Source organism: Arthrobacter sp. 01N442, from assembly GCF_056399345.1.
In genome coordinates this window covers 18,518-39,520 of sequence record NZ_JBFTRD010000010.1, presented here as the reverse complement: position 1 = coordinate 39,520, position 21,003 = coordinate 18,518, and the positions used below count along the sequence as shown (strand labels likewise).

General features: G+C 67.7%; 18 protein-coding genes. 17 read left to right on the top strand and 1 reads right to left on the bottom strand.

Annotation, left to right across the window (positions count from 1 at the left end; genetic code table 11):
- The first annotated feature begins 5 nt into the window (after positions 1 to 5).
- From AC1DNC_RS16360 to dnaE, 16 genes are all read left to right on the top strand, one after another.
- Positions 6 to 1,529, top strand: coding sequence for a UDP-N-acetylmuramoyl-tripeptide--D-alanyl-D-alanine ligase (locus tag AC1DNC_RS16360; RefSeq protein ID WP_476863587.1), 1,524 nt, complete (start codon positions 6 to 8; stop codon positions 1,527 to 1,529).
- Positions 1,526 to 2,635, top strand: a complete 1,110-nt coding sequence (gene mraY / locus AC1DNC_RS16355) for a phospho-N-acetylmuramoyl-pentapeptide-transferase (RefSeq protein WP_476863586.1) — start codon at positions 1,526 to 1,528, stop codon at positions 2,633 to 2,635. Before AC1DNC_RS16360 ends, mraY begins: the two co-directional genes overlap by 4 nt.
- Positions 2,617 to 4,218, top strand: a complete 1,602-nt coding sequence (gene murD / locus AC1DNC_RS16350; protein WP_476863585.1) for a UDP-N-acetylmuramoyl-L-alanine--D-glutamate ligase — start codon at positions 2,617 to 2,619, stop codon at positions 4,216 to 4,218. The genes mraY and murD overlap by 19 nt, the downstream gene beginning before the upstream one ends.
- Before the next feature lie 2 nt (positions 4,219 to 4,220).
- The gene (gene ftsW / locus AC1DNC_RS16345; RefSeq protein ID WP_476863584.1) at positions 4,221 to 5,702 is read left to right on the top strand and encodes a putative lipid II flippase FtsW; all 1,482 of its coding nucleotides are present in this window, start codon (positions 4,221 to 4,223) and stop codon (positions 5,700 to 5,702) included.
- A gap of 6 nt (positions 5,703 to 5,708) precedes the next feature.
- Positions 5,709 to 6,839 carry an undecaprenyldiphospho-muramoylpentapeptide beta-N-acetylglucosaminyltransferase gene (murG, locus tag AC1DNC_RS16340; protein ID WP_476863583.1) on the top strand — a complete coding sequence of 377 codons (1,131 nt, stop codon included), beginning with the start codon at positions 5,709 to 5,711 and terminating at the stop codon, positions 6,837 to 6,839.
- Positions 6,840 to 6,888: 49 nt separating this feature from the next.
- Complete coding sequence (murC, locus tag AC1DNC_RS16335; protein WP_476863582.1) at positions 6,889 to 8,301, top strand: UDP-N-acetylmuramate--L-alanine ligase; 1,413 nt, start codon at positions 6,889 to 6,891, stop codon at positions 8,299 to 8,301.
- A complete protein-coding gene (locus tag AC1DNC_RS16330; RefSeq protein ID WP_476863581.1) occupies positions 8,294 to 9,250 on the top strand; it encodes a cell division protein FtsQ/DivIB in 957 nt (318 codons plus the stop codon). The genes murC and AC1DNC_RS16330 overlap by 8 nt, the downstream gene beginning before the upstream one ends.
- Before the next feature lie 284 nt (positions 9,251 to 9,534).
- Positions 9,535 to 10,749: a cell division protein FtsZ gene (gene ftsZ / locus AC1DNC_RS16325; protein ID WP_476863580.1), complete on the top strand. Its 1,215-nt coding sequence runs from the start codon at positions 9,535 to 9,537 to the stop codon at positions 10,747 to 10,749.
- A gap of 128 nt (positions 10,750 to 10,877) precedes the next feature.
- On the top strand, positions 10,878 to 11,624 hold the full coding sequence (locus tag AC1DNC_RS16320) for a purine nucleoside phosphorylase YfiH/LACC1 family protein (RefSeq protein ID WP_476863579.1): 747 nt from the start codon (positions 10,878 to 10,880) through the stop codon (positions 11,622 to 11,624).
- A complete protein-coding gene (locus AC1DNC_RS16315; RefSeq protein WP_476863578.1) occupies positions 11,621 to 12,367 on the top strand; it encodes a YggS family pyridoxal phosphate-dependent enzyme in 747 nt (248 codons plus the stop codon). Before AC1DNC_RS16320 ends, AC1DNC_RS16315 begins: the two co-directional genes overlap by 4 nt.
- Before the next feature lie 83 nt (positions 12,368 to 12,450).
- Positions 12,451 to 12,981, top strand: coding sequence for a cell division protein SepF (locus AC1DNC_RS16310; protein WP_476863577.1), 531 nt, complete (start codon positions 12,451 to 12,453; stop codon positions 12,979 to 12,981).
- A 150-nt stretch (positions 12,982 to 13,131) separates the two neighbouring features.
- Positions 13,132 to 13,440: a YggT family protein gene (locus tag AC1DNC_RS16305; RefSeq protein ID WP_476863576.1), complete on the top strand. Its 309-nt coding sequence runs from the start codon at positions 13,132 to 13,134 to the stop codon at positions 13,438 to 13,440.
- Between the two features lie 149 nt (positions 13,441 to 13,589).
- Positions 13,590 to 14,267 (top strand): DivIVA domain-containing protein, encoded by a 678-nt coding sequence (locus AC1DNC_RS16300; protein WP_476863575.1) that lies wholly within the window; start codon positions 13,590 to 13,592, stop codon positions 14,265 to 14,267.
- A 146-nt stretch (positions 14,268 to 14,413) separates the two neighbouring features.
- On the top strand, positions 14,414 to 15,052 hold the full coding sequence (lspA, locus tag AC1DNC_RS16295) for a signal peptidase II (protein ID WP_476863574.1): 639 nt from the start codon (positions 14,414 to 14,416) through the stop codon (positions 15,050 to 15,052).
- Positions 15,045 to 16,001, top strand: a complete 957-nt coding sequence (locus AC1DNC_RS16290; RefSeq protein ID WP_476863573.1) for an RluA family pseudouridine synthase — start codon at positions 15,045 to 15,047, stop codon at positions 15,999 to 16,001. The genes lspA and AC1DNC_RS16290 overlap by 8 nt, the downstream gene beginning before the upstream one ends.
- Positions 16,002 to 16,077: 76 nt before the next feature.
- Positions 16,078 to 19,635 (top strand): DNA polymerase III subunit alpha, encoded by a 3,558-nt coding sequence (gene dnaE / locus AC1DNC_RS16285; protein ID WP_476863572.1) that lies wholly within the window; start codon positions 16,078 to 16,080, stop codon positions 19,633 to 19,635.
- A gap of 83 nt (positions 19,636 to 19,718) precedes the next feature.
- On the opposite strand, the gene AC1DNC_RS16280 is transcribed toward dnaE, so the two are convergent.
- Entirely contained in the window at positions 19,719 to 20,177 is a 459-nt protein-coding gene (locus tag AC1DNC_RS16280; protein WP_476863638.1) for a flavin reductase family protein, read from the bottom strand.
- A gap of 206 nt (positions 20,178 to 20,383) precedes the next feature.
- Between AC1DNC_RS16280 and AC1DNC_RS16275 the strand changes: the two genes are divergently transcribed.
- Positions 20,384 to 20,941 carry a hypothetical protein gene (locus AC1DNC_RS16275; RefSeq protein WP_476863571.1) on the top strand — a complete coding sequence of 186 codons (558 nt, stop codon included), beginning with the start codon at positions 20,384 to 20,386 and terminating at the stop codon, positions 20,939 to 20,941.
- Positions 20,942 to 21,003: the final 62 nt, after the last annotated feature.

The window sequence follows — 21,003 nt, the reverse complement described above, 5'->3', positions numbered from 1 at the left end:
CCGAGATGATTGCATTTACAGCGGCGGAAATCGCCGAAATAACCAACGGCCGGTTGGCCGCCGAACCGGGCCTCACGCCCGGCTCTGTGGTCACCGACTCCCGCGAGGCCACGGCGGGTTCCCTCTATGTGGCCAAGCCGGGGGAGGCAGCCGACGGTCACGACTTCGTCGCCGCCGCCTTCGAACGCGGTGCAGTGCTGGCCTTGGTGGAGCGGGACGTCCCCGCCGCCGACGGCCGGAACTTCCCCTCGGTGGTCGTTGCGGACTCCGTCCTGGCCATGGGTGCCCTCGCCGCTGAGGCCGTGCGCCGGATCCGCGCCCACCGCGAAGCCGCCGGCGAGTCACTCACGGTCATCGGCATCACCGGATCCGCGGGAAAGACCACCACCAAGGACCTGCTCGCCGGGATCCTCGCCGAACACGGCGAAACCGTGGCGCCGCAGGGTTCGTATAACGGCGAGGTCGGCGTGCCGCTGACCGTCTTCAAGGCCGGCTTCGGGACCCGCTACCTCGTGATCGAGATGGGCGCCACCGGCATCGGCCACATCCGCTACCTCGCGAACATGGTCCACCCGGAGATCGGTGTGGTCCTGGCCGTCGGCACGGCCCACGCCGGCGAGTTCGGCGGCGTCGAAAACATCGCCCTGGCCAAGGGTGAACTGGTCGAAGCCCTCCCCGTCCACGGCACGGCCGTGCTGAACCTGGACGACGCGCGGGTGGCCGCGATGGCCGCCCGGACCTCCGCGACGGTCCTCGGCTTCTCCGCCCAGCCCGCCCGCGACGGCCAGCAGGCCGCCGTCCAGGCCGAGAACGTCGAGTTCAACGCCGGCGGCCACCCCGAATTCGACCTCCTGCTTCCCGGCGACAGCGCCCGCCACCACGTCTCGGCCAAGCTGATCGGGGCCCACCACGTGGGCAACCTGCTGGCCGCGGCCGGCGCGGCGCACGCCGCCGGCATCCCCGGCGCGAACATCGCCGCCTCGCTGAGCGCCCAAGCAGCGGCCAGCCGCTGGCGGATGGAACGCACTGAACGGCCCGACGGCGTGACCATCATCAATGACGCCTACAACGCCAACCCGGAGTCCATGCGCGCCGCCCTGCGGACGCTGGCGGACCTGGGCCGTGGCCGCCGGACCTGGGCCGTGCTCGGTGCGATGCTGGAACTCGGCGAAGACTCGATCCGCGAGCACACCGCCGTCGGCACCCAGGTGGTCCGGCTCAACATCTCCCGCTTGCTGGTGATCGGACGCGAGGCCCGCGCCCTCTACGTCTCGGCGGTCAACGAGGGCTCCTGGGGCGACGAATGCCTCTTCGCCGAGACCGTGGACGAAGCCTACGAGATCCTGCGCGCCGAACTCGAGCCCGGGGACCTGGTCCTCTTCAAGTCTTCCAACAGCATCGGACTGCGCCATCTGGGGGATCGGATAGCATTACCCCCATTGGCCCCGGAGGCGCCGGCCGGTACCTCCGCCGGAGACGCTGCTGAGACCCCTGCCGAAACCGCCACCGAAGGGAGCACCCTGCCGTGATCGCACTGCTGATGGGCTCCGGTCTGGCCCTGCTGCTCTCCTTCCTGGGCACCCCGCTCTTCATCCGCTTCCTGGTCCGGAAGAGCTATGGACAGTTCATCCGGGACGACGGGCCCACCTCGCACCACACCAAGCGCGGCACCCCCACCATGGGCGGCACAGTGGTCGTGGTGGCGGTCCTGGTCTCCTACGGCATCACGCACCTCGTCATGTGGATGATGAACCCACGGTCGCCCGGGCCATCGGCCTCGGCGCTGCTGTTGCTCTTCCTCATGGTCGGCATGGGACTCGTCGGATTCCTGGACGACTTCATCAAGATTTCCGCGCAGCGCAGCCTGGGGCTCAACGCCAAGGCCAAGCTGATCCTGCAGGCCGCGGTCGGCATCATCTTCGCGGTCCTGGCGTTGAACTTCCCGGACGAGAACAACGTCACGCCGGCGTCGTACCAGATCTCCCTGGTCCGGGACATCCCGTGGCTGAACCTCGCGTTCGGCGGCACCGTGGCCGGAGCCATCCTGTTCGTGCTGTGGTCCAACCTGATCGTCACCGCCGCCACCAACGGCGTCAACCTCACGGACGGGCTGGACGGCCTCGCCGCCGGCGCCTCCGTGATGGTCTTTGGGGCGTACACCATCATCGGAATCTGGCAGAGCAACCAGGCCTGCGGCTCACCCCGGCAGGCCGGCGCCGGCTGCTACACCGTCCGGGACCCGCTGGACCTCGCCCTGCTCGCGGCCATCCTCAGCGCCGCGCTGGTCGGCTTCCTCTGGTGGAACACCTCTCCGGCGAAGATCTTCATGGGCGACACCGGATCGCTGGCGATCGGCGGCGCCGTCGCCGGCTTCGCGATCCTGTCCCGGACCGAACTGCTGCTCGCCTTCATCGGCGGCCTCTTCGTCCTGATCACCCTTTCGGTCATCATCCAGGTCGGCTACTTCAAGATCACCAAGGGCAAGCGGTTCTTCAAGATGGCCCCGCTGCAACACCACTTCGAACTCAAGGGCTGGGCGGAAGTCACCGTCGTGGTCCGCTTCTGGATCCTCTGCGGACTCTTCGTCGCCGCGGGCCTGGGCATCTTCTACGCCGAATGGGTGGTGCTGCTTTGAGCGGGAACATCCCTGAGCCGCTGGCCACCTCGCCGCGGCTGGAGAACCTCACCAGCTGGGACTCGGACTGGTCCGGCCTCCGCGTGGTCGTCACCGGCATCGGGATCTCCGGTTTTGCCGCCGCCGACACCCTGATCGAACTCGGCGCCCGTGTGGTCGTGGTGGACGCCGCGGACAGCGCGAAGGCCCGCGCCCAGGCGGACACCCTGCGGATCGTCGGAGCCGTCGATGTACTGCTCGGCGAAGACGCCGTCGCCTCCGTTCCGAAGGTCGACGGCGAAAAGCCTGAGCTGATCGTCACCTCGCCCGGCTGGCGGCCCGACCAGTCCCTGCTGGCTGCCGCCGCGCGGGCACACATCCCGGTCTGGGGCGACGTCGAACTCGCCTGGCGGGTCCGCGAACGCAAGGGCCGCAAGACGGCGGACTGGCTCACCATCACCGGCACCAACGGCAAGACCACGACCGTCGGCCTGACCGAATCGATGTTGCAGGCCGCGGGACTCAAGGCGATCGCCGTCGGGAACGTCGGCACGCCAATCCTGGACGCGCTCCGCGACCCGGTGGACTATGACGTCTTCGCCGTAGAACTCTCCAGCTTCCAACTGCACTGGAGCCACTCCGTGTCGCCGGTCGCCAGCGTGTGCCTCAACGTCGCCGAAGACCACGTTGACTGGCACGGCTCCTACGACTCCTACCTGGCGGACAAGGCCAAGGTCTACGAGCGTACGCAGAAGGCGTGCATCTACAACGCCGAGCAGATCGAAACCGAGCGCATGGTGGAAGACGCCGACGTCGTCGAGGGTTGCCGCGCCGTGGGCTTCACCACCGTCACCCCGGCGATCAGCATGGTCGGCGTCGTCGAAGGCCTGCTCGTGGACCGTGCCTTCATTCCCGAACGCAAGGACAGCGCCGCCGAACTGGCCGCGATGGCCGACCTCGGACCCGTGGCGCCCCGGCACATGGTCGCCAACGCCCTCGCCGCCGCGGCCCTCGTCCGCGCCTACGGGGTGGAGCCGTCCGCCGTCCGCCAAGGGCTGCAGAACTACCTGCCGGGGGACCACCGTATCCAGCCCGTGGCCCGCCACGAGGGTGTGCTGTGGATCAACGACTCCAAGGCCACGAACCCGCACGCCGCCGCCGCCTCATTGTCCGCATTCCAGAACGTGGTGTGGATCGCCGGCGGCCTGTCCAAGGGTGTGAATTACGACTCACTGGTCCGCGACAACGCCTCCCGGCTCAAGGCTGTGGTGCTGATTGGCGCGGACTCGTCCGGCCTGCTGGCCTCGCTCCAGCGACACGCTCCGGATGTCCCCGTGATCGGCCAGGCAAAGGGCGAAACTGAAAACGTGCAGACTGCCGAAACGGCCCACGCCGACGCAGGCCCCTCGCCGATTTACGGTGAGACTGTGATGGCACGGGCCGTTGAGTCGGCGGCACAGCTGGCCACCTCGGGGGACACTGTGCTCCTGGCCCCGGCGGCTGCATCCATGGATCAGTTCTCTTCCTATGCTCACCGTGGCGACGCCTTCATCGAAGCTGTCCGCGAGCTCGTGGAAGGGCAGGCTCAGACCACCGAGGAGTAGCAATGGTCAGCACGCCCACCCGTACCGCGCCGCGGACGGGCGCCGTAAGCAGTACGCCAGTCACACAAGGCGCAACCCCCGTGGCCCGTGTCCGCGGCTGGTACCGCACCTTCTGGTCCGCCCTGGAAGGCACCGGGAAGTCGCGGAACGGTTCCACGTACTACCTCATCCTCGGCTCCACCCTCGCGCTGACCGCGATCGGCATCATGATGGTGCTGTCCGCCTCCAGCGTGGAGGCGATCGCGGCCGGTGAGTCGCCCTATTCCGCGGCCCTCAAGCAGGGGATGTTCGCGGCCATCGGCGTCTTCGTGATGCTGGTCCTCTCCCGGGTGAACGTGGTGTGGCTCAAACGCGTCGCCTGGTTCGCCATCCTCGGGGCGCTCGTCCTGCTGGTCCTGGTCCTCCTCGTGGGACGCAGCGCACTGGGCAACCAGAACTGGATCGAAGTCGGCGGAATCACCTTCCAGCCCTCCGAAGCGGCGAAACTGGCGCTGGCGCTCTGGATGGCCACGGTGCTGCACGCCAAAGCCAAGCTACTGCACCTGACCAAGCACGCGCTGATTCCCGTGGTGCTCCCGGGCGCGGCCGGGGTGATCGGCCTGATCTTGCTTGGCAACGACCTCGGCACCGCGATGATCGTCATGATGATCACCGCGGCCGCCCTGTACTTCGCCGGCGTGCGGCTGTACCTCTTCGGCATCGCCGGCGCGGTCCTGGCCGTCGGCACGGTGGTACTTGCCATCACGAGCCCCAACCGGGTTTGCCGCATCCTGTCGTGGACTGGCCAAACCTGCGCCGACGGCTCGGACGTGAACTACCAGTCCACCAACGGCCTCTACGCCCTGGCCTCCGGCGGCTGGTTCGGCGTCGGGCTGGGCCAGAGCCGGCAGAAATACAGCTGGATTCCGGAAGCCCACAACGACTTCATCTTCGCGATCATCGGCGAGGAGCTCGGCCTGATCGGCACCATCGTGGTCCTGGTCCTCTTCGCGGTGCTTGGCACTGCCATCTATCGCGTCGTGGTGGCCCAGCAGGACCTGTTCCACCGCGTCCTTGCAGGCTCCATCATGGTCTGGCTGCTTGGCCAGGCCACCGTCAACATGGCCGTAGTCACCGGGTTGCTCCCCGTCATCGGCGTGCCGCTGCCCTTCATCTCCTACGGCGGCTCGGCCCTGCTCATGTCGCTGTGCGCCATCGGCGTAGTGTTGTCACTGGCCCGCGCCCAGATGGAGCCGAACATGCAGCCTAAAAGGATGTTCAAGTTCGGCCCTGCCGGCTTCGCAAAAGTCCTCCGCAAACAGGCGGGTGCCAGGCGGGCCACCAAGCGGCCGGCTGCCGGGCCGGCAGCGGGCGCCAAGGCCCCGGCTGCGGCCACGGGCGCCCGATCCGCCAAATCAGCCAGGCCCGCGGCAGGCAGCACGCCCGGCCGGAAGCCCGGCACCAGGATCCCCGCCCCCAAGAATCCCGCACGGAAGCGTACCTAGCCCACCATGAAGACCAAACCGAACCTGTCTGTCGTCCTCGCCGGCGGCGGCACAGCCGGGCATATCAGCCCGCTGCTGGCCATCGCCAACGCCATCCTCGAGGCCAGGCCCGAGGCGCAGCTCCTGGCCGTCGGCACCCCCGGCGGCATGGAGGCCCGTTTGGTTCCGGCCGCGGGGCTGGAGCTGGCCACCGTCAGCCGGGTTCCGTTTCCCCGCAAACCCTCGATGGAGCTGCTGCGGCTCCCCGGCAAGCTCGCCGGCGCGGTGCGGCAGGCCGGCGCCATCCTCGACGAGGCACAGGCGGACGCCCTCGTCGGCGTCGGGGGCTACGTTTGCACCCCCTTGTACCTTGCCGCGTGGCGCCGCAAGATCCCGATCGTGGTGCACGAGGCAAACACCCGTCCGGGGCTGGCGAACCGCGTCGGCGCGCGGCTGAGCCGGCATGTGGCCGTGGCGTTCGCGGCGACCAAACTTCGCGGGGCGCGTCATGTCGGGATGCCGATGCGGCGTGAAATTTCGGGCCTGGACCGGACGGCTGCCCGTGAAGCCGCGCGCACTGCCCTCGGCCTGGAACAGGACAAACCCACCCTGATCGTCACCGGCGGCTCCTCCGGCGCCCAAAGCATCAACCGCGCCATTGCCGCCTCGGTCGGCGCGCTTGCCGACGCCGGCATCCAGACCCTGCACATCACCGGGCGGGACAAGGCCGTCCATGATGCCGAGGGCAAGCTGCTGGCCGCGCCCGGCTACCGCCAAGTGGAGTACATCGACGGGATGGAACTGGCCTACGCCGCCGCCGACCTGCTGCTGGCGCGCTCCGGCGCCGCGACCGTCTGTGAGGTCGCCGCCGTCGGCGTCCCCGCTGTGTTCGTCCCGCTTCCTATCGGCAACGGGGAACAGTCGCTCAACGCCGCCGGGCTTGTCGACGCCGATGCCGCGCTCCTGGTCGAGGACGCCGCCTTTGACGCCGCCTGGGTCGCCGGCCATGTCATCCCGCTGCTGCAGGACCGCACCCGGCTGGACCGGATGGCCGCCGCCGCGGAACGGCTCGGCATCCGCGACGCGGACCGGCGGATGGCCGCACTCGTTCTCGAAGCCGCACAATCCACGGCCGGCAGCGCGGCCGCGCAGCAGTGACCCCTGAACTAGACAGCACCTTGAACACCCGGCAGGAAGCGGTAAAGCAATGACCCAGGCCCAGAACGGTACCCCTCCCGGGGTCCGCACCCAGGACTCGCTGGGGCGCGTGCACTTCATCGGCATCGGCGGGGTGGGGATGTCCGCCGTCGCGCGCATCATGGTTGCCCGCGGCCTGCCGGTGAGCGGCTCCGACGCCAAGGACCTGCCGGTCATGGCCGAGCTCGCCGCCGCCGGCGCCCGGATCGCGGTCGGCTACGACGCGGCAAACCTTGGCGACGCGCAGACCGTCGTTGCCGGTTCCGCCATCCGCTCCGACAACCCGGAGCTGGCAGCCGCGCGCGCCGCGGGACTGCCGGTGCTGCACCGCTCCGAGGCGCTGGCCGCAACGATGGCGCAGGACACGGCCATCACGGTCGCCGGCACGCACGGCAAGTCCACCACGACGTCGATGATCACGGTGCTCCTGCAGGGCGCCGGGATGGATCCCTCCTTCGCCATCGGCGCCAACGTCCCGGCCCTGGGCGTCAACGCGGCCACCGGGTCGTCCCCGGTGTTCGTCGCCGAAGCGGACGAGTCGGACGGCTCCTTCCTGAATTACCGTCCGCGGATTGCGGTCGTCACCAACGTCGAGCCGGACCATCTGGACCACTACGGCACGGCGGAGGCCGTCTACGCCTCCTTCGACCGCTTCACCGAACTGCTTCCCGCCGACGGCCTCCTGGTGGCCTGCGCCGACGACGACGGCGCCCGTGCCCTCGCGCTGCGCACCCGGGAACGCGGAAACACCCGCGTGGTCCTCTACGGAACGGCGGTCGACGCCGACGTAACGCTGCACGACGGCGGACCGGGCGGTGTCTGGATTTCGACGCCGGCTGGCCGCTTCGCGGTCGAACTCCAGGTCCCCGGCCGGCACAATGCGCTGAACGCCGCCGCGGCTTTCGCAGTGGCGCTGGAGCTCGGCATCACGCCGGAAGCGGCGTCCGGCGCGCTGGCCCACTTCTCCGGTGCCTCGCGCCGCTTCGAGTTCAAAGGCTCGGGCCGGGGTGTCCGCGTCTACGACGACTATGCCCACCATCCCACCGAGGTCCGGGCGGCCCTCGCCGCGGCCCGCTCGGTGGCCGGCGACCACCGGGTCCACGTGCTTTTCCAGCCCCACCTCTTCTCCCGGACCAGGGAGTTCGCGCACGAGTTCGCGGAGGCCCTCGCCGCGGCTGACACCGCGCTGGTGCTGGACATCTACCCGGCCCGGGAAGACCCCATTCCGGGCGTCACCAGCCAGCTGATCGCGGACCACCTCGGCCCCGGCGGACGGCTTGTGGGCCCCGGGGACGAGGCCGTCAAGGCAGTGCTCGAGGCCGCGGCTCCGGGAGACATCGTCCTCACCGCCGGCGCGGGCGATGTCACCGCCTACGGCCCGCTCATTGTCGAGGCCCTGACGGTCGAGGCCGCCGGTGGCTAGCCCGCGCCGGCCCGCGTACCCCTCCGGCCCGCGCGGGCCTGCCTCCGGCCGGCCCGCCGCCGGGCAGGACGACGTGATCTCGGCGTCGAAGTCGACAGACACCGCTCCGACAGACACCGCCCCGACCGGCGCCGGCCCGACAGGTGCGCCCAAAAACCCGACCGGCCCGAAAAACCCGGGCGGCCCCAAAAATCCGGGCGGCGGCGGCACGGGGGAGCCGCAGCCCGGCAAGGTGCTCGCTTTCCCCGAACCGAAGGCCAAACGGCGCCGTCGGATCGTCCTCACCACGGTCGCCGTGATCGCGGTGCTGATGGCGGGGATCGTCGCGGCGGCCGTGTACTCGCCGTGGCTTGCCGTTCGCACGGTCACCGTGGAGGGCAACCGGATCCTCAGCACCAAACAGGTCAAAGCTGCCCTCGAACCGCTCCAGGGCAAACCCCTGACCCAGATCAGCGACGAGGAAGTCAGCGGACTGTTGCAGCCGCTCGTCCAGGTCAAAGCAGTCAGCACCCAGGCCCGGCCCCCGTCCACGCTCCAGGTGCGCATCACCGAGCGGATACCGGTGGCGCTGGTGAAACAGGGCGAGGTCTACCAGCTGGTGGACGTCGACGGCGTCCAGCTCGGCAAGGCCAAGGACCCGGCTGCGATAAAGCTTCCGGTCATCGACGCCGGCCGGGGCGCCTTGCCCAACGACCTGTTCCACGCCATCACCGGGGTCCTCGGGGCACTTCCGCCGGACGTCCTCGCCCGGCTCTCCGATGCCTCGGCCAAGTCCGTGGACGCCGTAGAGCTCAAACTCCTGGACGGCCGGACCATTGTGTGGGGCAACGCGGGGGAGAAGGAACTCAAAGCCCGGGTGCTCTCGGCCCTGCTGAAGGCGCCCGCGGATCCGAAAAATCCCGTGGCCGTGTACGACGTGAGTGTGCCCCGCCACCCGGTCACCCGGTAGCGGGCCTGCCTTACATGGGGCGGTCCGCGGGCGATAGTGGAAGTGGCGCACCTGCCGGGATCCGGCGTCGCCACAAAGCAGCAAAAAAGTAGAAACGGACGGCATTTGGCCGGTATTACCGCGACACGCGGAGCCGGTTATTGAATGTCCTCTGGATAGGAAATAGCGTCACAGACATGAGTTACTTGACATAACTATAACCTTCAACTGGAAGGTTAAGGTTCAAAGCCTCAAGCTTGACTCCATCAGTTTTCGCAATAGAACACGAACAAGGGACACGTAACGTGGCAGCTCCGCAGAATTACTTGGCCGTCATCAAGGTCGTCGGCATCGGCGGCGGTGGCGTGAACGCAGTCAACCGCATGATCGAAGTCGGTCTTCGCGGCGTCGAATTCATCGCCATCAACACGGACGCGCAGGCGCTGTTGATGTCCGATGCGGACGTCAAGCTCGACGTCGGACGCGAGCTGACGCGCGGCCTGGGAGCCGGTGCGAATCCTGAGGTCGGCCGACAGGCAGCGGAGGACCACGCCGACGAAATCGAAGAGGTCATCCGCGGCGCAGACATGGTCTTCGTGACCGCCGGCGAAGGCGGCGGCACCGGCACCGGCGGCGCGCCCGTCGTGGCCCGCATCGCCCGCTCGCTGGGTGCGCTGACCATCGGCGTGGTCACCCGCCCGTTCACCTTCGAGGGCCGCCGCCGCGCCGGTTCCGCCGAAGCCGGCATCGACGCCCTGCGCGACGAGGTCGACACCCTGATCGTCATTCCCAACGATCGCCTGCTCTCCATCAGCGACCGCAACGTCTCGGTGCTGGATGCTTTCCGCTCCGCGGACCAGGTCCTGCTCTCCGGTGTCCAGGGCATCACCGACCTGATCACCACCCCGGGCCTGATCAACCTCGACTTCGCGGACGTCAAGTCCGTGATGCAGGGTGCCGGTTCCGCGCTCATGGGCATCGGTTCGGCCCGCGGCGAGGACCGTGCGGTCAAGGCCGCCGAACTGGCGATCGCCTCGCCGCTGCTGGAAGCCTCCATTGATGGTGCCCACGGCGTCCTGCTCTCGATCCAGGGCGGATCGGACCTCGGCCTGTTCGAAATCAACGAAGCAGCCCGCCTGGTGCAGGAAGTGGCCCACCCGGAGGCCAACATCATCTTCGGCGCCGTGATCGACGACGCCCTCGGCGACGAGGCCCGCGTGACCGTGATCGCGGCCGGCTTCGACGACGTCAAGGCCACCTCGCCGTCCATGGACCAGTCCCAGCCCGCCCCGGCACGCGCCGCCGCTCCGGCTCCGGCCCCGGCGCAGGCCCCCGCCTCCGCACCGGCACAGCCGATGCACGCCGGCGTGGGCGCTTCCGGGCTCAGCAACTGGGGACAGCAGCGCCCCTCGGCCGTACCGGCCGATTCGGGTTTCGATGTGGACCTGCCCTCCGTCGTGGAGCCGGACCTGTCCGGACGCCACTCGGACGACCTGGATGTGCCTGACTTCCTGAAGTAGGCATCGGTCCAAAACAGCAATCAGCACCATGGCACTGCCTCCGGCGGTGCCATGGTGCTTTTTCGCACGCTACGGTGATTGGTATGTGTTTTTCATTGTTTGCTGCTCCCGAACAGGCGGTGTGCTGAGTGTTCTACTGGCGAGCTGAGGTGCGGCCCGGCGTCTGGGCGGCGTTCACCAATGTGGCCGCGGGCAACCTGGCGCTTCACGTCGGCGACGATCCTGCTGCGGTGCGCCGACGCCGCGAGACGCTGGAAGAGGCTGCCGGGCTCGGCTCGCGTGGCTTCCGATTCATGAACCAGGTCCATGGCAGCGAGGTGGCCGTCATCGCCGCCGATGCCAGCGGTGGCCCGGCGGCGATCCCAGGCGAACCGGCCGCGACCGCCCCGACAGCCGACGCCATGGTGTCCACCGGCGAACCGCTGGCGGTCATGGTGGCGGACTGTGTGCCGATCGTGCTGGTGGGGGAGAGCGGGACCGCTGGGCCGGTTCTCGGCGTCGTGCATGCCGGACGGCCGGGACTGGCGGCCGGTGTGGTTCCCGCCGCGCTGGCGCGGATGCGTGCCCTGGGCGCCGTCGACATCGGTGCCTGGATTGGGCCTTCCATCTGCGGAAAGTGCTACGAGGTCCCGGAAGGAATGCGCGCTGACGTTGCGGCGATCGTCCCCGCGGCCTGGTGCACCACGGCCCAAGGAACGCCCGGGCTGGACCTGCCGGCCGGCGTCCGCAGCCAGCTCGAGTCCGAGGGGGTCGCCGTCGAATATGCCGGCGGCTGCACCCGCGAGGACGGGGAACTGTACTCCTACCGGCGCAACAACAACACGGGCCGGTTCGCGGGCCTGGTCTGGACCGACGCTACGGGGGCTACGGCATGACGGGGCCAGCGACGGACTCCACACCAGCTGACCCGAGGCTCGCCGAGCTCCGCGAACGGCTCGCCGCGGTGCGGCGGCGGATCAGCGACGCGGCGGCCGATGCCGGGCGCGGGGTTGCCCCGCCACAGCTGATTGTGGTCACCAAGTTCCACCCGGCCGAAGACGTCGCACGGCTCGCCGCGCTCGGCGTCACCGACGTCGGCGAAAACCGCGACCAAGAGGCGGCAGAGAAAGCGGCCCGGCTACAGGAGCTGCAACTGAGGTGGCACTTCATCGGCCAACTGCAGAGCAACAAGGCCAAATCGGTCGTGAAATACGCCTACGCCGTGCACTCCGTGGACCGGCCCCAGCTGGTCACCGCACTGGCCAAAGCGGTCCGCGCGGAGCAGGAACGTACCGGCCGCGGCGACCTCGAATGCTTCATCCAGGTCAGCCTGGACGAGGACGCGGACGGCCACCGCGGTGGGGCGCTGCCCGCGGATGTCCCAGCGCTGGGCGAACAGCTCTCGGGAACGCCCGGACTGTGGCTTGCCGGCGTCATGGCCGTGGCGCCGCTCGGCGCGGCACCGGAGGGCGCCTTCGAAAATTTGGCGGAAATCTCCGCCCGGCTGCGCAGCGACCACCCCCACGCCACGGGCATCTCTGCCGGAATGAGCCAGGACCTCGAAGCGGCCATCCGGTTCGGGGCGACACACCTTCGAATAGGCTCCGATATTCTCGGTCCGCGCCCGGCCTTGCGGTAGGTTCAACGTATTGGAAGGTAATGGCGGGGATTCCAGTACAAGTCACTGAGCGGCCCGCAAACGGACACGATTAGGAGTCGACCATGGCTGGCGGTCTGCGCAAGACAATGATCTATCTTGGGCTCGCTGATGGCGACGAACACTACGAGTCCGAGCATCACACCCCGCACAAGGATGAGGACGAATCCATGGAGCACGAACGCGAGGAGCGCCGCGCGCCGGCACCCGTCCGTGAAGTGCCCCGGGAAGAGCCCTACGCCGCTGAAGAGGAATACCGCGCACCCGTGACACCCATCAAGCGAGCGGCCGCAAGCCGCGAAGAGACCACCGGCCTGCGGCAGATCACCACGATCCACCCGCGGTCCTACAACGACGCCAAGCTCATCGGTGAAAGCTTCCGTGACGGCATCCCCGTCATCATGAACGTGACCGACATGGGCGAGGCCGACGCAAAGCGCCTCGTCGACTTCTCTGCGGGCCTGGTGTTCGGCCTGCGCGGCAGCATTGAGCGGGTCACCAACAAGGTGTTCCTGCTCTCGCCGTCGTATGTCGAAGTCATCGGCGACGACAAGAAGACCAGCGAGACACAGGCCGCCTTCTTCAACCAGAGCTAGCCGGGATTCCGGTTCGGATGCCAGGCAGGGGACACCTGCCTGGCATCCGTGCTGAAGGATCCGTGTTGAAATAGACGTGCTGGAATAGTTGCGCAACCACTTTCAGGACACTGCGGTATCCGGAATGATCATGGAGATATGAGTTAACTCATGGGAATTGTTTTCGGACTTGTCTATATCGCACTGCTGCTCTTTTTTGTCTCCCTGATCATCCGCCTGATCTTCGACTGGGTGCAGATGTTCGCCCGGAGCTGGCGTCCGCGCGGCGTGGCGCTCGTCACCGCCCACACTGTGTACTCGATCACAGACAAACCCCTCAAACTGCTCGGCCGGATCCTTCCGCCGCTGCGTCTCGGCGGAATCTCGCTGGACCTGGCGTTCCTGGTGCTCTTCCTGGCCGTCTCTGTAGCCATGGGCTTCGCCAGGTACTTCACCTACGCGCAGCCGATCGCCACGTAACCCGGCCGCGGACCCGCTCCGCTGGCCAAAAAGATAAAAACTCCGGTTTGACACTGCGGTGTTGAATTAGAGGAACCAGACCATATTTAGGTACCGTAGTTTTGACGGCCGGAAGGCCTACTGACTAACTAGACCAACGAGGTGACCAGATGGCTTTGACGCCAGAAGACGTTGTCAACAAGCGCTTTCAGCCGACCAAGTTCCGCGAAGGCTACGACCAGGACGAAGTTGATGACTTCCTGGACGAGATCGTCGTCGAACTGCGACGCCTGAACCAGGAGAACGACGAGCTGCGCAAGAAGCTCGCCGAAGCCGGTTCCGGCACGGCCGCCAGCACCTCTGCTGGCGCTCCCGTCGTGGAGAAGGTGCCGGCACCCGTCAAGGCCGAGAAGGAGGACCGCGCCAAGGCAGAAGCCGAGGCCAAGGCCGCCGAAGCCGCCAAGAAGAAGGAAGCCGAGAAGGCTCCCGCTCCGGCAGCAGCACCGGCTCCGGTCGCCGCCACCGCATCCGCAGAGTCCGCCGCAGGCCTGCTGGCCATGGCGCAGCAGATGCACGACAAGCACGTCGCCGACGGCGAGCAGCAGCGCGACAAGATCATCGCCGAAGCGCAGATCGAAGCCAGCAGCCTCGTCAACGACGCGCAGGAAAAGTCCCGCAAGATCCTGGGCGCCCTCGAGCAGCAGCGCTCGGTGCTGGAGCGCAAGGTCGAGCAGCTGCGCGGCTTCGAGCGCGACTACCGGTCCCGCCTCAAGGCCTACATCGAAGGCCAGCTGCGTGACCTGGACGCCCGTGGTTCGGTTGCGGCCCCCGAGGTCGAAGCCAACTAGGACGTTTTACACGTATTCTGAAAGCCGGTGGCTGAGGACTCCTCGGCCACCGGCTTTTGGCATTAACCGCCGCCCTGCGGTCTCCCCAGCAGCCTGCGCGCAAGCCGCAAGCCCCCCGCCACCACCGGCACCGGAACGAAAGCACTATGACTGACGCACCAACCCCAGACGCCGCCCAGCCCGCCGACGCCGTGCAGCCCGCAGACGCCGCGCAGGCTCCGGCACGCAAACCGCGGCGCGCACTGCTGCTCACCTTGTTCGCAGGCTTCGCGGTGTTCGCCTACGCCTTCGACCAGCTGACCAAACTCTGGGTCACCTCAACCATGACCGAGGGGGAGCGGATACCCGTGCTCCCGCCCCTGCTGCACTGGTACTACATCCGCAATTCGGGCGCCGCCTTCTCGATCGGGGAGAACGTCACCTGGGTGTTCACGATCATCATGGCGGCGGTGTCCGTCGCCATCCTGCTGCAGCTGCGCAAGCTCGGTTCCGCATGGTGGGCGCTGGCGCTGGGCCTGCTGCTCGGCGGTGCCCTCGGCAACCTCACCGACCGGCTGTTCCGCGAACCGTCGTTCGCGATGGGACACGTGGTGGACTTCATCCAGCTGCCCAACTTCGCCATCTTCAACATTGCCGACTCCGCCGTGGTGTCCTCGGTGGTCATCATCTGCCTGCTCACCCTCCGCGGCATCACCCTTGACGGGTCACACCTGTTGCCGCACCGGGACGGCGACGCCGCCGGCCCGGCTGCCCTGGAAGAAAACGGGCGGGAACACAATGTCTGAGCCCGGCAACGCCAGCACGGGAGAACGCCGGCACTTCACCGTCCCCGAGGAGCTTGCCGGCGCCCGGGTGGACGCCGGCCTGGCCAAGCTGATGGGCATCTCCAGGTCGCAGGCGGCCACGCTGATCGCCGAAGGCCATGTCAGCAGCCATGGCAAGGTCGTGGGGAAGTCCCTCAAGCTGAGCGCCGGCGGCGAGCTCGACGTCGTCGTGCCGGAGCGCCGGGACCCCCTTGAAGTTGTGGAGGAAGTTGTGGAAGGCCTAAAGATCCTGCTGGACGACGACGAATTCGTCGTCGTCGATAAACCCGTGGGCGTTGCCGCGCACCCCTCGCCCGGCTGGGTGGGCCCCACCGTGGTGGGCGGCCTGGCCGGCGCCGGGTACCGGATTTCCACCTCCGGCTCGCCCGAGCGGGCGGGGATTGTGCACCGGCTCGACGTCGGCACCTCCGGGGTCATGGTGGTCGCCAAGACCGAGAACGCCTACACGGCCCTCAAGCGTGCCTTCAAGGAACGCACCGTGGACAAGGTCTACCACGCCGTCGTCCAAGGCCTGCCCGACCCGCTGGCCGGCACCATCGACGCGCCTATCGGCCGCCACCCCGGCCACGACTGGCGCTTCGCCGTGATCGAGGACGGCCGCGACTCGGTGACCCACTACGAGGTGCTGGAAGCTTTCGGGAAGGCCTCGCTCGTGGAGGTGCACCTGGAAACCGGCCGCACCCACCAGATCCGCGTGCACTTCTCCGCGCTGCGCCACCCCTGCGCCGGCGACCTGACCTATGGCGCGGATCCCCGGCTGGCCGCCACCCTCGGCCTGACCCGGCAGTGGCTGCACGCCCGGCAGCTCTCCTTCGACCACCCGCGGACCGGGGAGCGGGTCACCGTGACCAGCGACTACCCGCAGGACCTGAAGTACGCCCTCGAGGTGCTGGAGTCCGGCAACGCCTAGCTGTATTACCCACGGAGCTCCGTTGTCCCCGCCGTGCCGGCACGGGAGTGTCGCTGCCCGGCACTAGAATGATTCGGTGACTTCCAGCAACAACTCGTTCGTCCACCTCCACAACCACACCGAGTACTCCATGTTGGACGGTGCGGCGCGCCTCGGGGAACTCTTCGATGAGACCGAGCGGCTGGGCATGCCCGCCCTGGCCACCACGGACCACGGCTACCTCTTCGGGGCGTTCGACTTCTGGAAGCGTGCCACCGACAAGGGAATCAAGCCGATCATCGGCGTCGAGGCCTACGTCACCCCGGGAACCGCGCGCACGGACAAGACCCGCGTCCGCTGGGGCGAAGAGAACCAGCGCAAGGATGACATCTCCGGCGGTGGTTCCTACACGCACATGACACTGCTCAGCTACAACAACACCGGCATGCGGAACCTCTTCCGCGCCTCCTCGATCGCGTCGCTGGACTCGGTCTTCGGCAAATGGCCCCGGCTGGACCGTGAGCTGCTGAACACCTATTCGGAAGGCCTGATCGCCACCACGGGCTGCCCCTCCGGCGAAGTCCAGACGAGGCTCCGGCTCGGCCAGTACCGGGAAGCGCTCGAAGCCGCGGCAGAGTTCCGCGACATCTTCGGCGCCGAAAACTACTTCTGCGAGCTCATGGACCACGGCCTGGACATCGAGCGGCGCGTCACCGGAGACCTGCTGCGGCTGGCCAAGGAACTGAACCTCCCGCTCGTGGCCACCAACGACCTGCACTACACGCACGAACACGACGCTAAAGCGCACGAGGCGCTGCTGGCCATCCAGTCCGGCTCCACCCTGTTGGAGCCCACCTACGACAACGGCGGCTCGCGCTTCGCCTTCTCCGGCAGCGGCTACTACCTGAAGTCCCCGCAGGAAATGCGGGAACTGTTCCGCGACCACCCCGACGCCTGCGACAACACGCTGCTGATCGCCGAACGCTGCGAAGTGTCCTTCAACACCGGCGCCAACTACATGCCCCGCTTCCCCTGCCCGGAGGGCGAGGACGAAACGTCCTGGCTGGTCAAGGAAGTGGACAAGGGACTGCACTACCGCTACCCCCAGGGCATCCCGGACAAGGTCCGTCAGCAGGCCGACTACGAGCTCGAAGTCATCACCTCGATGGGCTTCCCGGGCTACTTCCTGGTGGTGGCCGACTTCATCAACTGGGCCAAGAACAACGGCATCCGGGTGGGCCCCGGCCGTGGTTCCGGTGCCGGCTCCATGGTGGCCTACGCAATGCGCATCACCGACCTGGACCCGCTGCACCACGGCCTGATCTTCGAGCGCTTCCTGAACCCGGACCGCGTCTCCATGCCCGACTTCGACGTCGACTTCGATGACCGGCGCCGCTCCGAAGTGATCGACTACGTGACGCGCAAGTACGGCGACGAACGCGTCGCCATGATCGTCACCTACGGCACCATCAAGACCAAGCAGGCCCTCAAGGACTCTTCCCGCGTGCTGGGCTATCCCTTCAGCATGGGCGAGACGCTCACCAAGGCCCTGCCGCCGGCCGTGATGGCCAAGGACATTCCGCTGGCCGACATCCAGAACCCGGAGGCCAAGCGCTACAGCGAGGCCGGCGACTTCCGGCAGCTGATTGCCACGGACCCGGAAGCCGCGAAGGTCTTCGAGACCGCCCTGGGCATCGAGGGCCTGAAGCGCCAGTGGGGCGTCCACGCCGCCGGCGTCATCATGTCCTCGGACCCCATCATCGACGTCATCCCGATCATGCGCCGCTTCCAGGACGGCCAGGTCATCACGCAGTTCGACTACCCGACCTCCGAGGGCCTCGGACTGATCAAGATGGACTTCCTGGGCCTGCGGAACCTGACGATCATTTCCGACGCCCTGGAAAACATCAAAATGAACCGCGGGGTCGACCTGGACCTCGAGTCCCTGGCCCTCGACGACGCCGCCTCCTATGAGCTGCTGGCCCGGGGCGACACCCTGGGAGTCTTCCAGCTCGACGGCGGGCCCATGCGCTCCCTGCTCAAGCTGATGAAGCCTGACAACTTCGAAGACATCTCCGCCGTGCTGGCGCTGTACCGTCCGGGACCCATGGGCGCCAACGCGCACACCGACTACGCGCTGCGCAAGAACAAGATCCAGGAAGTCATCCCGATCCACCCGGAGCTCGAGGAGCCGCTTGCCGAAATCCTCGGCGGGACCTACGGCCTGATCGTGTACCAGGAGCAGGTTATGGCGGTGGCGCAGAAGCTCGCCGGCTACACCCTTGGCCAGGCCGACATCCTCCGCCGTGCCATGGGCAAGAAGAAGAAATCCGAGCTGGACAAGCAGTTCGCCGGCTTCTCCCAGGGCATGCAGGACAACGGCTACTCGATGGCCGCGGTGAAGACCCTCTGGGACATCCTGCTTCCCTTCTCCGACTACGCCTTCAACAAGGCGCACTCTGCCGCGTACGGCGTGATCTCCTACTGGACCGCCTACCTGAAGGCGCACTACGCGCCGGAATACATGGCGGCGCTGCTGACCAGCGTCGGTGACGACAAGGACAAGTCGGCGATCTACCTCAACGAATGCCGCCGTATGGGCATCACGGTGCTGCCGCCGGACGTCAACGAGTCGGCGCTCAACTTCACCCCGGTGGGCAACGACATCCGCTTCGGCATGGGCGCCATCCGCAATGTCGGCGCCAACGCCGTCGAGGCGATGGTGGCCGCGCGCGAACGCGAAGGCGCCTACACCTCCTTCAAGGACTACCTGATGAAGGTGCCGGCGGTCGTCTGCAACAAGCGCACCATCGAATCGCTGATCAAGGCCGGCGCCTTCGATTCGCTGGGCCACCACCGCCGGGCCCTGGCCATGATCCACGAAGAAGCCATCGACTCGGTCATCACGCTCAAGCGCAACGAGGCGATCGGACAGTTCGACCTGTTCGCCGGCATCGACGACACCGAGTCCGAGTCCTCGCTGAGCATCGAGATCCCCGAGCTGCCCGAGTGGGAGAAGAAGGACAAGCTCTCCTTCGAACGCGACATGCTGGGCCTCTACGTCTCGGACCACCCGCTGCAGGGCCTGGAGGGGCTGCTGAGCCAGCACGCTGACCAGTCGATCACCTCGATCATCGCCGAGGACGGACCGCACGACGGCGCCATCATCACCATCGCGGGCATGATCACCTCGCTCAGCCGGCGCATCGCCAAGGCCAGCGGCAACGCCTACGCGCGTGCCGAGATCGAGGACCTCGGCGGCTCGGTGGAAGTGATGTTCTTCGGCCAGGTCTACGGACCAATCGCCTCCGTGCTGGCCGAGGACCTGATCGTCGTCGTCAAGGGCCGGCTGCAGCGCCGCGACGACGGCGCCGTGGCCCTGAACTGCATGGAACTCTCTGTGCCGGACCTCAGCGAAGGCCTTGACGGGCCGCTGGTGATCACCATGCCGACGCACAAGGCCACCGAAGCCGTGGTGAACGAGCTCGGCGAGGTCCTCAGGACCCACCGCGGCAAGTCGGAGGTCCGGCTGCACCTGCACGGTGACTCCCGGGTGGAGGTCATAGGCCTGCCCGTGCACCTGCGCGTCAACCCCAGCCCGTCGCTGTTCGGCGACCTGAAGGTGCTGCTCGGCCCGACCTGCCTCGACAGCTGACCCCCGTTTCGACGGTTCCCTGCGGGCTCGACGCCGCTAAGCGTCCTGGCGGCAGGGAACCGTCGAAACGGCCCGGTGGCGGACTAGATTTCGTAGTCCAGCGGTACCGGCTGGCTGTAGCTGCCGCCGTGATAGAGCAGCGGTGCGCTGTCGCCGCCGAGCGCGCCGTCGACCACCTCGACGACCACCACGGCGTTGTTCTCGAAGGAAAGCCGCATCTGGATCTTGCCGATCAGCCAGCCGGTCACATCCTTGAGGATCGGCACCTCGTGCGGGCCCAGCGCCCAGTGGTCGCCCTCGAACCGGTCACTGGACCGGGCGAACCGGTCGGCGAGCTCCTGGTTCTCCAGGCCGAGCATGTGCACCCCGATATAGGCGGTGTTGGCAACCGCGGGCCAGGACCTGGAGGTCCGGGCCATGTTGAAGGTGAAACGCGGCGGCTTGGCGGAAAGGGATGCCACCGAGGTGGCGGTGAAACCGTAGGGGACGCCGTTGAAGTTCGCGGTGATGATGGCGACGCCGGCGGCGTGCCGGCGGAACATTTCCTTGAAAGTTCCTTCGAAGGCTTCTTCGGCTGAGGCCACTATGGTTCATCTCCCTGCTGTTCTGCGACTGGTGCTCACTGCCAGCGTATTCCCGCAGGCCGGGCGCGCGGTATTCGGACCCCGTCAGACGGCTATCCCCGCGTCACGTGCCGGGTTGCGGCGTAATGTCCGGTGCCGACGGATCCTTTGTTAAGGTTTCTTGCATGACACAACCCGCGGTGCATCTGCCCGTTGACGACCACGCCGGCGTCCCTGCGCCCGCCGCACCCAGAGGCCCCGGCGGCGCGGTGCCCTGGCGGGGGCTGGCCGCGATCGCCGCGGCGGGTCTTCCGGTGGGACTGCTGTGGTGGCTTCTGGCGCCGACGGGGCTGAACCTCCTCACCCGCGACCCCGCACTCGCCACCGGCAGCAACCCCGAGACGTGGCTTCCCCGGGACCTCGTCCTGGCCGGGCTGTTCCTGCTGGCAGGCTGCCTTTCCGGGGTCTTCCTAGCCGGCAGCAGGCCCGCCCGGCTGGGAACAGCGGCGGTAATCCTGGCAGTCGCAGCAGGCGCCGCCGGTGCCCTGCTGGCCTGGGGGACCGGAGTGCTCGCCGGTTCCTGGTGGAGCGCCCCGGCGGACACGTCGGCCAGCGCCAGCATCGCCTTCTCACTCCGGGCCTACGCCATGCTGGTCATCTGGCCGGCCGCCATCGCCCTGGCGATCTTCTTTTCCACGGTGTTTGGGTCGACGGAGACGGAGCCGGAGCAGGCGCGGACCTGACGCCTGATCCGGGGGCGCTCCGTAACAGCGTCCGGGGGCCCCGCGCCGGCGCGTAAAATGGA

What these genes read in the sequence shown, in the direction of transcription:
- AC1DNC_RS16310 (WP_476863577.1), top strand. Translation starts at nt 12,451, where the DNA reads ATGGCTGGCGGTCTGCGCAAGACAATGATCTATCTTGGGCTCGCTGAT.
- murC (WP_476863582.1), top strand. Translation starts at nt 6,889, where the DNA reads ATGACCCAGGCCCAGAACGGTACCCCTCCCGGGGTCCGCACCCAGGAC.
- ftsW (WP_476863584.1), top strand. Translation starts at nt 4,221, where the DNA reads ATGGTCAGCACGCCCACCCGTACCGCGCCGCGGACGGGCGCCGTAAGC.
- AC1DNC_RS16275 (WP_476863571.1), top strand. Translation starts at nt 20,384, where the DNA reads ATGACACAACCCGCGGTGCATCTGCCCGTTGACGACCACGCCGGCGTC.
- murG (WP_476863583.1), top strand. Translation starts at nt 5,709, where the DNA reads ATGAAGACCAAACCGAACCTGTCTGTCGTCCTCGCCGGCGGCGGCACA.
- murD (WP_476863585.1), top strand. Translation starts at nt 2,617, where the DNA reads ATGGGTGGTGCTGCTTTGAGCGGGAACATCCCTGAGCCGCTGGCCACC.
- AC1DNC_RS16280 (WP_476863638.1), bottom strand. Translation starts at nt 20,177, where the DNA reads ATGTTCCGCCGGCACGCCGCCGGCGTCGCCATCATCACCGCGAACTTC.
- AC1DNC_RS16290 (WP_476863573.1), top strand. Translation starts at nt 15,045, where the DNA reads ATGTCTGAGCCCGGCAACGCCAGCACGGGAGAACGCCGGCACTTCACC.
- AC1DNC_RS16315 (WP_476863578.1), top strand. Translation starts at nt 11,621, where the DNA reads ATGACGGGGCCAGCGACGGACTCCACACCAGCTGACCCGAGGCTCGCC.
- AC1DNC_RS16300 (WP_476863575.1), top strand. Translation starts at nt 13,590, where the DNA reads ATGGCTTTGACGCCAGAAGACGTTGTCAACAAGCGCTTTCAGCCGACC.
- AC1DNC_RS16360 (WP_476863587.1), top strand. Translation starts at nt 6, where the DNA reads ATGATTGCATTTACAGCGGCGGAAATCGCCGAAATAACCAACGGCCGG.
- lspA (WP_476863574.1), top strand. Translation starts at nt 14,414, where the DNA reads ATGACTGACGCACCAACCCCAGACGCCGCCCAGCCCGCCGACGCCGTG.
- AC1DNC_RS16305 (WP_476863576.1), top strand. Translation starts at nt 13,132, where the DNA reads ATGGGAATTGTTTTCGGACTTGTCTATATCGCACTGCTGCTCTTTTTT.